Source organism: Lysobacter sp. A378 (assembly GCF_054052125.1).
The window spans coordinates 418740-431164 of sequence record NZ_JBSVRK010000001.1; the positions used below are offsets into that span (position 1 = coordinate 418740).

Below are 12425 nucleotides of genomic sequence, written 5' to 3' on the forward strand. Positions count from 1 at the left end.
CCCGCCATGCCATTGGTACGCATCCTCGGCCGTGACAACGGCGCCGGTCTGAGTCGCGACCTGACCCTGGTCGCCGGCTTGCTCGCCGAGGCGGGCAACACTGTCGAGGTGGTGGGCTTCGGCAATGAAAAAGGCATCCGTACCCTGCGCCAGGCGGGCATGTGGGTCGCACGCAGCTGGCAAGGTCGCGCCGACCTGCAGATCTCGCTGGAGCATGTCTATCCGTTGTCGCTGGGGTTGGCGAAACGCAACTGGCTGATTCCCAACCCGGAATGGTTCCGGGACCGGTGGTTGCCGGTGTTGCCACGCTTTGACCAGGTGCTGTGCAAGACCCGCCACGCCCAACGGATCTTCGCCGATCTCGGCAGCCAGACCGCCTTCATCGGTTTCACCTGCGATGACCGCATGGACGCCACGGTGCAGCGCCAACCCGGGTTCTTCCATCTGGCCGGTCGCAGCCCGGTCAAAGGCACCGAGGTGATCCTCGAGGCATGGAGGCGGCGTCCGGACTGGCCGAAACTGGTCGTGGTGCAAGGCAGGAAAACCGCCCGCCCCGGCCCGGCCGCGGACAATATCGAGCACCGTATCGGCCACATCGAAGACGACGAGCTGCGGCGCCTGCAAAATACCTATCCATTCCATATCTCTCCGTCGGAGGCCGAAGGGTTCGGGCACTGCCTGGCCGAGGCGATGAGCGTGGGTGCGGTGACGGTGACGGTTGACGGCGAGCCGATGAACGAGCTGATCGAGCCCGGCCATGGCGTGTTGATCGCGCCGGCCCGGGTCGGTCAACTGGGTCTGGCGAAGCGCTACTACGTGGACGTCGATGGCGTGGACAAGGCGGTGGATCATTTGTTGGCGCTGCCCGCCAGTGAGCGCGAGGCGATGGGCGCGCGCGCACGTTCGCGCTTCCAGGCGATGGATCTGGCGTTCCGGCAACGTCTGGTGGAACAAGCAAGGGAGCCCTGATGTCGAAACGCTATCTGCTTTACGGGTCCGTCCGTTACGCCCTGGCCATCCTGCGCCCCTTGCAGGACGCCATCCGTGCCCGCGGCGGCGAGGCGGCGTGGTTCTTCGACAGTGACGGCACCGGCGCCGACGAGCTGGTGGAAGGCGAGCGCCTGCTCAGCAGCGTTGCCGAGGTGCGCGACTGGAACCCGATCGCCATATTCACTTCGAGCAACGCCCTGCCGCACTTCTTCCCCGGGGTGAAGGTCCAGACCTTCCACGGCTTCGATGCCGGCAAGCCGCGACACATCTACATCCGCGCGTTCTTCGACCTGTACTGCACGACCGGCCCGGATGACACGCGGGCGTTCCAGGCGCTCGCCGACAAGCTGGGCTACTTCAAGGTCACCGAGACCGGCTGGCCGAAGCTCGACCCGTTCCTGAAGGCCATCGAGGGACCGCTGCCACCCGTGCGCGAGCCTCCGGTGATCCTCTACCACTCCACCTTTTCGCCGTCCTGGAGTGCAGCGCCGATCCTTTACGACCAGGTCCGGCGGCTGTCGCGCGACGGGCGTTGGCGCTGGATTGTCAGCCTGCATCCCAAGACCGACCCGCAGGTCATCGCCAAGTACCGGGCGCTGGAGAACGAGAACCTGCGTTTCGCCGACAACGACAACATCCTGGAGCTGTTTCCGCAGGTCGACATGATGTGCTCGGACACCTCCTCGGCGCTCAGCGAGTTCCTGCTGACCGGCAAGCCGGTGGTGACCTTCCGCAACCGTCGGCCGGGGCCGCAGCTGATCGATATCAACGACCCGGCGCAGTTCGAGCCGGCGATCGAACGGGCATTGTCACGACCGCCGGAGCTGCTGGCGGCGATCCGCGCCTTTGCCGAGCGCCTCCATCCTTACCCGGATGGGTGCTCCAGCGAACGCACGCTGGACGCGGTCGACGACTTCCTGGCCCAGGGCGGCGTTGCCCGCCTGCGCCGTAAACCGCTCAACCTGTGGCGAAAGACCAAGATCCGTCGTCGCCTGAAGTACTGGGGGCCGCAGTAATGCGCATCGTCCATCTGCTGCTGACCAGCCGCTTTGCCGGCAGCGAGCGCCACGCGCTGGAGCTGGCCGCCGCGCAGTCGGCGCAGCACGAGGTGACGCTGCTCCTGCGTCGTGATGGTGCCGCCGGGCGCGCCGATGCCATAGCCCATCGGGTGGACCCGCGGGTCAAGGTCGAAGTGGTCGGGAACCTGTTGCCGTCACTGCAGGCGCGACGGCTGCTGCGGCGCTTGCGGCCCGACGTCGCCCACGCCCACCTGAGCGCCGGATCGCGCGCGCTGCATGGCCTGGACGTCGACGGCTGCCTGCGCGTCGCGACCCTGCACATCCGCTACAAGCCGCGCCAGCACGCGCCGCTGGATGGCCTGATTGCGATCGCGCCGTGGCAACTGGCCGACATCCCCGATGGGCTGCAAGACCGCACCGTCCAGGTCGACAACTGGACCCTGCCACGCCCGCCTGGCGCCGGCGCACGCGCCCGGTTGCGCGCCGAGCACGGCATCAGCGACGACACCTTCCTGATCGGCGCCTTGGGTCGGGTCGAGCCGGGCAAGGGACTGGATGTGCTGGTGGAGGCGTTCCAGCGCGCTGACTTGCCGAACGCACGCCTGGCCATCGTCGGTCAGGGGAGTGCCTGGAAGACCGTGCGAAAGCAGGCGGGCGCCGGGGTGTTGATGCCCGGTTTCGCGGAGCGGCCGGAAGACTGGCTGTCCGCGTTTGACGGCTTCGTCAGTGCCGCCCGGCGTGAACCCTTCGGGCTGGTGTTGCTGGAAGCGATGGAAGCGGGCCTGCCGATCGTCGCGACGGCCAGCCAGGGCGCCCAGCACCTGTCCGCGCAACTGCGGTCCGCGCTGGTGCCGATTGACGATGCGGACGCGTTGGCCGGGAGCCTGCAACAAATGTGCGCGCAGGGCCAGCAGCGGATGGCTTACCCGATGGACGGGTTCCGGATCGACGCCAAACTGGCGCAGGTTGAGGCGTTCTACCGTGATGGGCTGGCGCGCCTGCGCGGCGGCTGAATCACCAGCGCAGCCGTCGATGCGCCAACTCACCGGACAGTCGTTGGTAAATTGCCACCGCCTGGGCTTCGGGCACGAACCGGATCCGCAACGGCAGCGACGTCGCGCCGGCACCGGCGGTGTCCAGCCACACCGAAGCGGTACCGCAATAGCGGTCCAGCGGATTGCGCGACAACAGCAGCGCCTGCAGTTTGTCGATCTCGGCAAACCGCCAATGCCGGTCCAGCCAACCCTCGCGCACCGCGACCAGCTCGTCGCCCAGCGCCCAGGCGGCCCACGCCGCTCGTCGCCGTGCCTTGAAGGCGGCCCACGGCAGCCACGCCAGCGCGAGCAAGCCCCAGCGGCCAAATTCCCATCCCAGCAGCGCAGCGGCCAGCAATGTCAGCGGCAATGACGGCAGCCATCGACGCAGCCAGCTGATCACCGGCACCGGCTGCCAGTCGAGCTGGTCCCACTGCCCGCGCGGCAGCAGATTGTGGATCAGGTCGGCGCATTGTCGCGGCGTGGCAATGGGCGCGATATCGCGCAACGCACGCGACCGGTTTTGCTGCTCGGCCACGGCGGTGTCGACCTTCAACGATTGCCGCCCCAGCCAGCGGTGCATCAACCCCTCGTGCAGGATTCCCGCCTGGATCCGGCGGCGTGATGCGCTGGTGCGCCAGCGGCCCAGCAGGCCGCGTTCGACGGTCAGCCGGCGATCCTGCTCGCTGAGCCGGAAGCCGTAGTACTGCAGCAACGCCAGGGCGACCGACAGCAGCCGCAACAGCAGCACCACCAGCAGCACCAGACTGACCGCGGCGAGTGCAAACTCGGCCGCGCCAAAATGGCGCTCGCCGGCCCAGCCAAACAACGTCTCGCCCCATTGCTCGAACACGCGTGGCACCAGCTCACCGTTGAACTGGGTGATACCGCCGAATGCCGCCGCCAGCAGGATCAGCCCGCGGTTGGACACCAGTCCCAGCCGCAACACCTCACCCATTGGCAGCTCCAGCAACGTGGCGCGGGCCGTTGTAGCTGTGGGCGCGATTGTGCCGGCGCCGGAGCGGGCACGGCGGCGCACCAGTGCCTCAAGCGCCAACGCATCGTCGAGCTTGAGCACACGCATCTCGGCCTCGGGCTTGGTGCCGCCGGCCGATTCAAGCCGTACCTCGGCGACGCCGAAAAACCGATGCAGCAGTGATTGCTGCAAGGCGACATTGTGGATGCGGGAAAACGGGATCACCCGCAGGCTGCGCTCGAGCAGGCCACTGCGCACCACCAACGCATCCTCGCCGACGCGGTAGCGGTAGGTGAAGTAGTGCCACAGCGACACCAGCGCCAGCGCGCCGACGCCGATCAATGGCCACCACGCGCTGTCGCCGTAGCCGCTGGAGCCGCCACCGCCGAATACCAGCAGGGCCAGCAGCGGCACGATGAATTGCCTGAGCTGTGCCAGCAGCACGAACAACCACGACATCGGGTGCAGCCGGTGCTCGACGTCGCTGGCGTTGTCCAGCGAGGTCTCCGCCGGGGTGTGGCGCGGTGTGTCGCCTGGTTCGGTGTCAGTCATCGTCGCCGTCGTCGATCTGATGGCCGAGGCGATCACGTAGCCGCTCGGCATCGTCGGCGTCCAGGTTGGGCACGGTCACCGCGCTGTGGCGGGTGCCGGCGGTGTGGACGACCAGTGTCGCCAGCTGGCGGCGGCGTTGCAGCGGGCCGCGCTTGATGTCCAGGTGTTGGACCCGGCTCGCCGGCACCCGGGTCTCGTGTTGCCACAGTTTCCCACGGCGCAGCGCCAAGCCGTTTTCATCGAGTCGCCAGAACGTGTGGCGGTATTGCTTCAAGCCCAGCCACAGGCCGAATCCGCCGCCCAGTGCCGCCCCCAGCGCCGCGTTGGCGATCGTCGCAGCCAAGGACAACTCGATAACGGCGGCGATCACCGTGAAGGGGGCCAATCCCGCCAGCGCGAGCGCGGGCACCGTGCCGAGCAGGAACAACGCCCGCGAGCGCGGCGGTAATGGCTGCCACGCGGACACGTCCGGTCGCCCGGGCCGATCAGGAGAATCAACGGGTTCGACCGGTCCGATCGCCGGGTCGTGGCTCATCGTGAGTGCCTGTGCATCGGGATTCCCCTGGTTGGCCGTGGTGGCGCCGGCCTACGCTAGCGCCGGTAGCACTCCGGCCAGTACGGATTCTCCTCGCCGCTACCGGATGGCTGCCGCGAGAAACGTTTGTAGGTCCATTGGTACTGCGCCGGGTCGCGCCGTGCAACGCGCTCGATGGCGGCGTTGAGCGCAGTGACACTGACTTTGGGGTCGGGGTCGGCCACTGCGGCGGGCGCCGGCACGATATGCAGGGCGAACCGGGGCCCCTCGTTGCCGGTGCCACCGTCGATCCGTTCGCACCAGGCGACCACCACCGTGGCGCCGCTGCGTGCGGCGAGCCGGCCGAGCAGGGTCATGGTCAGGGCCTCGACGCCGAAGAACGGGCCGAACTCGCCGTCGCCCAGCTTGGGCTGCTGGTCGGGCAGGATGCCGACCACGCCGCCACGGGCCAGTCGCTTGAACAACTGGCGCACCCCCGCCCCTTCGGCGCGGACCTGGGTAACCCGCGCGGCAGCCCCGTCATCGGCGCGCACCCGTTGCAGGAACGCCTCGCCAATCGCCGAGTCCGGCGGCGCGTACAGGATCGCCAGCGGCGTGCGCGAGGCGAGCCACTGGTTCAACAGCTCCCAGTTGCCGTGATGCGGCGCGGCGATGATGACGCCCTTGCCGGTCGCGAGTGCGGCATCCAGGTGTTCCTCCCCGTGCATCTCGCTGATCAGGGCGAGGTTCTCCGCATGCGGGCGGGTCCACAGCCGCAGCGTCTCGACCAGTTGCCGTGCCGTATTGCGCAGGATCGATTGACGCAGCTGGTCGCGCTGAGCGGGTAGCAACTCGGGGTAGGCCAAGGCCAGGTTGCATGCGGTCACCCGCGCTGCGCAGCTGTTGGCGCGCAGGCTTCGCGCCGCCAACGCGTCACCCAGCCGATACAGCCACCGCCATGGCAGCCGGGTCAGCGCGGCGGCCATCAGGTAAAGCAAGTGGGCAACAAAAGTCGTCATCGGCGGCAGTGTAGCTACCCCGGCCACGTCACGGTCGGTATCGTGTGCCGATGCTTGCCCTCATCCAGCGCGTCACCCAGGCCAGCGTCCACGTCGACGGTGAGTTGATCGGGGCCATCGGCCCGGGCTTGCTGGCGCTGGTCGGCATTGAACCCGGGGACGGCGGCGCGCAGGTCGCGCGGATGGCGGAGCGGCTGCTTGGCTACCGGGTGTTTGCCGACCAGCAGGGCCGCATGAACCTGAGCCTGGGCAATACCGGGGGTGGATTGTTGCTGGTCAGCCAGTTCACCCTGGCCGCGGATACCTCCAGTGGCATGCGGCCGGGCTTCAGCACCGCCGCAGCGCCCGATCTGGCTGAACCGGTGTTCAACCAATTGCTGCAAACCTGCCGGGCCCGGCACCCTGCAGGGGTGGAAACCGGCCGCTTCGGTGCCCATATGGTGATAGGTCTGGTCAATGATGGCCCGGTCAGCTTCCTCCTTCGGGCCTGATCCCCGGCGCCATCCCCTGCCACAGCTTGCTTTCAGGCGGTGGCGGCAGACACTGGTATAATAGAAGGTTCCTTCCTCCCCATTACATGGTGGCGCAGCCGTATGGCAAACGAACGTCAGGCTCCCCAGTCCGATATCAAATCGCTGATCAGCAAGGGCCTGGAACAAGGCTACCTGACCTACGCGGAGGTCAACGACCACCTGCCCGACGATATCGTCGATGCAGAGCAGATCGAAGACGTCATCGCGATGATCAACGGCATGGGCATCGAAGTGCACGAAGTTGCACCCGATGCCGACACGCTGTCGATTGGCGACAGCAGCGCCAGTGCCCGCGAGGTGGACGAAAGCACCGCCGAGGAAGCTGCGGCCGCATTGACCAGTCTCGACGCCGAAGGTGGTCGCACCACCGACCCGGTGCGCATGTACATGCGCGAGATGGGCACGGTCGACCTGCTGACCCGCGAGGGCGAGATCGAGATCGCCAAACGCATCGAAGATGGCCTGAACCAGGTCCAGGCTTCGGCCGGCCTGTTCCCGGGCACGATCGAGTTGATCCTGCAGGATTACGAGCTGCACAAGGCGGGCAAGAAGCGCCTGGCCGAGCTGCTGGTTGGCTTCCTGGATCAGCTCAACGACCCGACCGTGGCGCCGCCGCCGCGTGAGGCGATGTCGATCAGCCCGGAAGAACGGCAAGAGGAGCTGGACGCCAGGGCCGCAAGGGAAGAGGCGCGGGCCGCAAAGCAGGCCGCCAAGGAAGCAAGGGAAGCGGCCAGGCAGGCCGAAAAGGGCAGTGATGACGATGCCGACGAAGATGACGACGAGGACGAGGATGACGAGGACGTCGCCGATGACGGCCCGACCGGCCCGAATCCGGCCGAGGTCACCAGTCGCTTCGAGTACCTGAGCGGGCTGTACGCCAAGTTCGAGAAGGCCTACGCCAAGCACGGCCCGAGCCACAAGTCCGTGACCAAGCTGCGCGAGGACATGGCCGAAGTGTTCGTCACCCTCAAGCTGCCGTTGCCGCTGATCGATGCGCTGGTGCAGAACATGCGCGACACCCAGGCCGAGATCAAGCGCCACGAGCGCCGGATCCTGGACCTGTCGACCCGCGTCGCCAAGATGCCGCGCAAGGACTTCATCCGCTCCTGGGATGGCAACCAGACCAACCTGGAGTGGGTCGACGAGCTGCTCAAGCGCAAGCAGAAGTGGGCCTCCGGCCTGCGTGACGTCAAGGACCAGATCATCGCCGAGCAGGAGGCCACCATTGCCACCGAGCTGGCGATGCGCATGACCCTGGGCGACCTGCGCGACATCAGCCGCACCATGGCCTATGGCGAGACCCGGGCCCGCAAGGCCAAGCGCGAGATGGTCGAGGCCAACCTGCGCCTGGTGATCTCGATCGCCAAGAAGTACACCAACCGCGGCCTGCAGTTCCTCGACCTGATCCAGGAAGGCAACATCGGCCTGATGAAGGCGGTCGACAAGTTCGAGCATCGCCGCGGCTTCAAGTTCTCGACCTACGCCACCTGGTGGATCCGCCAGGCGATCACGCGCTCGATTGCCGACCAGGCACGCACCATCCGCATCCCGGTGCACATGATCGAGACGATCAACAAGCTCAACCGGATCTCGCGCCAGATGCTCCAGCAGTACGGCCGCGAAGCCACGCCGGAAGAGCTGGCCGCAGAAATGGAGATGCCCGAGGACAAGGTTCGCAAGGTGATGAAGATCGCCAAGGAACCGATCTCCATGGAGACCCCGATCGGCGACGACGAGGACTCCCATCTGGGCGATTTCATCGAGGACACCAACGTGGAGTCCCCGGTGGAGGCGACGGTCAACATCAACCTGACCGAGACCGTCCGCGACGTGCTGTCCGGCCTGACCCCGCGTGAGGCCAAGGTGCTGCGCATGCGCTTCGGCATCGACATGAACACCGACCACACCCTCGAGGAAGTCGGCAAGCAGTTCGATGTCACCCGCGAGCGGATCCGCCAGATCGAGGCGAAGGCGTTGCGCAAATTGCGTCACCCGACCCGCTCGGAGCAACTGCGCAGCTTCCTCGATATCGAGTAAGCCCCGCAATCCCGGAACTACCCGAGGCCCCGCCAAGTGCGGGGCTTCGCTTTTCCGCAGGCTACAATTGCACTCCGCGATGCGGGCCCATAGCTCAATGGTTAGAGCAGAGGACTCATAATCCTTTGGTTCCAGGTTCGAGTCCTGGTGGGCCCACCAACTGAACTGCCAAGCCCGTGTGATTGATCCAACGCGGCTTGGTGCAGTTCGGAAATGTCTTGGCTGCTCGCGCCCTTGCCCGTGTCCACCGACCTGCTGGAAAGGATTGGCGTCCGGATCCCACCGATCAGCCAGACTGCTGGGCCATCGAGACGTCACCGTTGGCGAGCGAAGATAATCCGGGTATCTTGACAAATGTCCGGACAATTAACGCCGGCTTTTTACCGCACTGATTCCTCTTTCGGGCAGCGGTAGGGAGCGCGCTGCGGGAACGGACGCGACTGCGTGATCGTCCCGGAACGACCAGGAAGTGGTGCATGGCTACACCCCCAGAACATGAGCAGATACGGCAGGTTGTGGTGCTGGTGCGGGTGGCGCCATGAGTACGCCAGTACAGCGCCGCTTCGTCCGCATCGGCGAGCGCCACGTACACCTGCGCCATGCCGGCAGCGGCCCGGCGCTGGTGCTGCTGCACCAATCACCGCAGAACTCGCGGATGTGGCTGGACATGATCGTGCGCTTCGCCGGCCGCTACACGGTGATCGCGCCGGACACCCCGGGGTTTGGCTACTCTGATCCGCTCGCGGTTGCGAAACCGTCCATCGCCGATCTCGGACAGGCCACGGTGGAGGTGCTGGACGCGCTGGGGATCGCGCGTTTCGCCGTGTTCGGCATGCACACCGGCGGCCTGGTAGCCGCCCAGGTTGCGGCGGCATATCCGGACCGGGTCAGCGCGCTGGTGGTGGATGGCTATGCGGCCTTCACGCAGGAGGAAGGCGCGATCTATGGTGACCGCTACCTGCCGCCGTTCGAGCCGGCGTGGGACGGCTCGCACCTGCGCTGGCTGTGGTCGCGGATGCGTGAGCAGAAGTACTTTTTCCCCTGGTACGACGGCAGCGCCCAGGCGGGGATGGCGATCGATCCGCACACCACTGCCAGTACCCACGAGGCGGTGATGGATGTGCTCGAGGTCGGCGATGCGTACCGCGCCGGTTACGGCGCGGCGTTCCGGCATGTCGAGCACGGCTTTCTGTCCAAGCTGCAGCCGCCCTCCTTGCTGGTGTTCCGCCACGGCGATCCACTGCTCGCCCACCTGCCGCGCCTGCCGGTGCTGCCGGACAACGTGCAGGTGGAGGTCGAGGAGAATGGCATCGCAGGCATGCATACGCGCATGGACACGCTGTTTGCCGGCGTTCTGGCCGGTGAAGCGGCGGCCGACCTGACGCGCAGCGGCGTCGGCGTACCTGACGGCACCGACTGGTCGCGCCGCATCGTCACCTGCGCGGCGGGCGACGTCGCCGTGTGGGCGCGCACCGGGGTTGAATCGTTGAGGCTGGTGTTGCACTCGCCGGGCGAGCGGCCGTTGTCGCCGCGTGCGCTGGACGTGGGCACGGCGGCCGTGGTGGCGCCGGACCTGCCCGGCCACGGCGCCTCATCGGAGGTGGATGCGCACCTTGGCGTGGAGACCATGGTCACCGCGATCCTGGCGGCGCTGGAAGCTGCGGATGGCGGATTGCCGATCACGATCGAAAGCCACGGCGCGGCGGCCGGCTACGTGCCGGCATTGGCGGCCAAGTTGGGTGCGCGCCTGCAGCGGATCGTGCTGCACCGGCCGTGGCTGCTGGAGGCGGACGAAGCCGTGACCCTGTTGGCGCAGCTGCCCGATCCGCGGGTGCTGCGTGCGGGCGGCCATCTGGATGAAGCCTGGCAGTGGGAGCGCGAACGGCATCTGCTGTGGCCGTGGCTGGTCCCGTCGGCGGCTGCCCGGCGCCTGGTCGCCGCGCCGGCCCCGAGCCAGGTCAACGACAACGTGGTCGAGTTGTTGCGGCTGGGGGCGCGTTGCGAGCCGATGTTCCGCGAGGCCGCCTGGCCCGGACTGGCGACCAGACTGGCCGCGCTGGGAGTCCCGCTGGCAGCGGGAAATTCCGCAGCCCCTGACGACTATATGGGCCGTGCAGCTGCCCTGATTCATTCCTGACCACTGCCGCCACGAGCGCACAGTGCGCTGGCCGGCTTCACATCCGAGGACACCCCCATGAGCACCACACTTTCCCCCGAAAACGTCATCGCCCAGGTGAAATCCCGCTGGGGTGACGGTGTCATCACCGACCCGATCGAGCTGGAATACTTCGGCACCGATGTCTATTCGCAGGGCGAGCCCCTGTTGGCCGTATTGCGCCCCAACGACGCCCAGCAACTTGCCGCCGCGGTAGCGGAGCTGACGGCGGCCGGGGTGACCCTGATCGCCCGCGGTGGCGGCATGAGCTACACCGGCGGCTATCTGGCCACCCGGCAACCGACGGTGCTGGTTGACACCACCGGCCTGAACCAGGTGGTGGAGATCAACGTCGAGGACGCCTATGTGGTGGTCGAGGCCGGCGTCACCTGGGAAGCGCTGCGGCAGGCGCTGGATGCGAAGGGCGTGCGCACGCCGTACTTCGGCCCGATGTCCGGCTCGCACGCCACCGTCGGCGGGGCGTTGTCGCAGGGCAGCGTGTTCCATGGCTCGGGCCGTTATGGCTCATCGGCCGACGCGGTGCTGGGTGTGGAGGTGGTCACAGCCAACGGCGACCTCCTGCGCACCGGCTCGGCCGCGTCCGGCAATGCCGCGCCGTTCTTCCGCTGGCACGGCCCGGACCTGACCGGCGTGTTCCTCGGTGACTGCGGCCTGCTCGGCATCAAGGTGCGCGCGAGCCTGCGGCTGCTGCCAAAGCACAAACACATCGACTACCTGTCCTGGCAGTTCCAGGACGCCGCCGGCCTGATGGGTGCGATGGGCGCGCTGGCCCGCGCCGGCCTGGCGTCGGAAGTCGCCGCGTTCGATCCCAGCCTGTCGCAGATCCGCATGCGCCGGGCCAGCCTCGGCTCCGACGTCAAGACGCTGGGCAACGTGATCCGCAAGGGCGGGCTGATGCAGGGCCTGAAGCTGGTCACCAAGGGCCGCGACTTCCTCGATCCGGAACTGTTTACGTTGCACATCACGTTGGAAGCCGACTCGGCCGGTGAGATCGCCGCGCGCGTGGAGGCCGCCCGCAAGGCGGTGGCGGCGTTCGGCCACGAGGTGGAGAACAGCGTGCCGAAGGTGATGGCGGCCAACCCGTTCGCGGCGAAGAACTCGATGCTCGGTTCCGCCGGCGAGCGCTGGGCACCGATCCACGCCATCGTCCCGCACTCGCGCAGCACCGAACTGTTTGATGCGCTGCAGGACCTGTTCGCCGCCGAGAAGGCCGGGATGGACAAGCACGGGCTGTTCATCGGCACGCTGATGACCACCGTCGGCGCGCAGGCCACCTTGATCGAGCCGTGCATTTACTGGCCCGACTCGCACAACGCCTTCCACGTGCGCACCGTTGATGCTGACCATCGCGCCAAGATCGGCTGCCCCGGCGAGCACCTGGAAGCCCGCGCCGCGGCCGACGCGCTCAAGCGCAAGATCGCCGACACCATGCGCGCGCATGGTGCCGCGAACTTCCAGATCGGCAAGTTCTACACCTACCGCGAAGGCCGCGACCCGGCCGCACTGGCGATGCTGGACGCGATCAAGGCCCAGCTCGATCCGAAGGGCCTGATGAATCCGGGTGTGCTGGGGTAG

The 12425-nt window shown here is 67.3% G+C and carries 10 protein-coding genes and 1 tRNA gene; 8 read left to right on the plus strand and 3 right to left on the minus strand.

The window, feature by feature from the left end; all coding sequences use genetic code 11:
• The first annotated feature begins 6 nt into the window (after positions 1–6).
• The 3 genes from ACW7G1_RS01785 to ACW7G1_RS01795 are packed head-to-tail and all read left to right on the plus strand — an operon-like array spanning position 7 to position 3022.
• Positions 7–969: a glycosyltransferase gene (locus tag ACW7G1_RS01785; protein WP_456978052.1), complete on the plus strand. Its 963-nt coding sequence runs from the start codon at positions 7–9 to the stop codon at positions 967–969.
• Positions 969–2006: a CDP-glycerol glycerophosphotransferase family protein gene (locus tag ACW7G1_RS01790; protein WP_456978053.1), complete on the plus strand. Its 1038-nt coding sequence runs from the start codon at positions 969–971 to the stop codon at positions 2004–2006. The genes ACW7G1_RS01785 and ACW7G1_RS01790 overlap by 1 nt, the downstream gene beginning before the upstream one ends.
• Positions 2006–3022: a glycosyltransferase family 4 protein gene (locus tag ACW7G1_RS01795; protein WP_456978054.1), complete on the plus strand. Its 1017-nt coding sequence runs from the start codon at positions 2006–2008 to the stop codon at positions 3020–3022. Before ACW7G1_RS01790 ends, ACW7G1_RS01795 begins: the two co-directional genes overlap by 1 nt.
• 1 nt (position 3023) lies before the next feature.
• Here ACW7G1_RS01795 and ACW7G1_RS01800 read toward each other — a convergent pair whose 3' ends face one another.
• From ACW7G1_RS01800 to ACW7G1_RS01810, 3 genes are all read right to left on the minus strand, one after another.
• Positions 3024–4478, minus strand: a complete 1455-nt coding sequence (locus ACW7G1_RS01800; protein ID WP_456978809.1) for a PH domain-containing protein — start codon at positions 4476–4478, stop codon at positions 3024–3026.
• Between the two features lie 85 nt (positions 4479–4563).
• A complete protein-coding gene (locus ACW7G1_RS01805) occupies positions 4564–5106 on the minus strand; it encodes a PH domain-containing protein (RefSeq protein WP_456978055.1) in 543 nt (180 codons plus the stop codon).
• Positions 5107–5162: 56 nt separating this feature from the next.
• On the minus strand, positions 5163–6104 hold the full coding sequence (locus ACW7G1_RS01810; protein ID WP_456978056.1) for a lauroyl acyltransferase: 942 nt from the start codon (positions 6102–6104) through the stop codon (positions 5163–5165).
• Positions 6105–6154: 50 nt separating this feature from the next.
• On the opposite strand from ACW7G1_RS01810, the gene dtd reads away from it, so the two are divergent.
• From dtd to ACW7G1_RS01835, 5 genes are all read left to right on the plus strand, one after another.
• Positions 6155–6595: a D-aminoacyl-tRNA deacylase gene (gene dtd / locus ACW7G1_RS01815; RefSeq protein ID WP_456978057.1), complete on the plus strand. Its 441-nt coding sequence runs from the start codon at positions 6155–6157 to the stop codon at positions 6593–6595.
• A 102-nt stretch (positions 6596–6697) separates the two neighbouring features.
• Positions 6698–8674: an RNA polymerase sigma factor RpoD gene (gene rpoD, locus ACW7G1_RS01820; RefSeq protein WP_456978058.1), complete on the plus strand. Its 1977-nt coding sequence runs from the start codon at positions 6698–6700 to the stop codon at positions 8672–8674.
• 83 nt (positions 8675–8757) lie between these two features.
• Positions 8758–8833, plus strand: a tRNA-Ile gene (locus ACW7G1_RS01825).
• A 379-nt stretch (positions 8834–9212) separates the two neighbouring features.
• A complete protein-coding gene (locus ACW7G1_RS01830; RefSeq protein ID WP_456978059.1) occupies positions 9213–10811 on the plus strand; it encodes an alpha/beta fold hydrolase in 1599 nt (532 codons plus the stop codon).
• A 57-nt stretch (positions 10812–10868) separates the two neighbouring features.
• Positions 10869–12425 (plus strand): FAD-binding oxidoreductase, encoded by a 1557-nt coding sequence (locus ACW7G1_RS01835; protein WP_456978060.1) that lies wholly within the window; start codon positions 10869–10871, stop codon positions 12423–12425.

Bases quoted from the DNA above. Each gene is read 5' to 3' on its own strand.
- ACW7G1_RS01785 (WP_456978052.1), top strand. From the start codon at position 7: ATGCCATTGGTACGCATCCTCGGCCGTGACAACGGCGCCGGTCTGAGT.
- ACW7G1_RS01790 (WP_456978053.1), top strand. From the start codon at position 969: ATGTCGAAACGCTATCTGCTTTACGGGTCCGTCCGTTACGCCCTGGCC.
- ACW7G1_RS01795 (WP_456978054.1), top strand. From the start codon at position 2,006: ATGCGCATCGTCCATCTGCTGCTGACCAGCCGCTTTGCCGGCAGCGAG.
- ACW7G1_RS01800 (WP_456978809.1), bottom strand. From the start codon at position 4,478: ATGTCGTGGTTGTTCGTGCTGCTGGCACAGCTCAGGCAATTCATCGTG.
- ACW7G1_RS01805 (WP_456978055.1), bottom strand. From the start codon at position 5,106: ATGAGCCACGACCCGGCGATCGGACCGGTCGAACCCGTTGATTCTCCT.
- ACW7G1_RS01810 (WP_456978056.1), bottom strand. From the start codon at position 6,104: ATGACGACTTTTGTTGCCCACTTGCTTTACCTGATGGCCGCCGCGCTG.
- dtd (WP_456978057.1), top strand. From the start codon at position 6,155: ATGCTTGCCCTCATCCAGCGCGTCACCCAGGCCAGCGTCCACGTCGAC.
- rpoD (WP_456978058.1), top strand. From the start codon at position 6,698: ATGGCAAACGAACGTCAGGCTCCCCAGTCCGATATCAAATCGCTGATC.
- ACW7G1_RS01830 (WP_456978059.1), top strand. From the start codon at position 9,213: ATGAGTACGCCAGTACAGCGCCGCTTCGTCCGCATCGGCGAGCGCCAC.
- ACW7G1_RS01835 (WP_456978060.1), top strand. From the start codon at position 10,869: ATGAGCACCACACTTTCCCCCGAAAACGTCATCGCCCAGGTGAAATCC.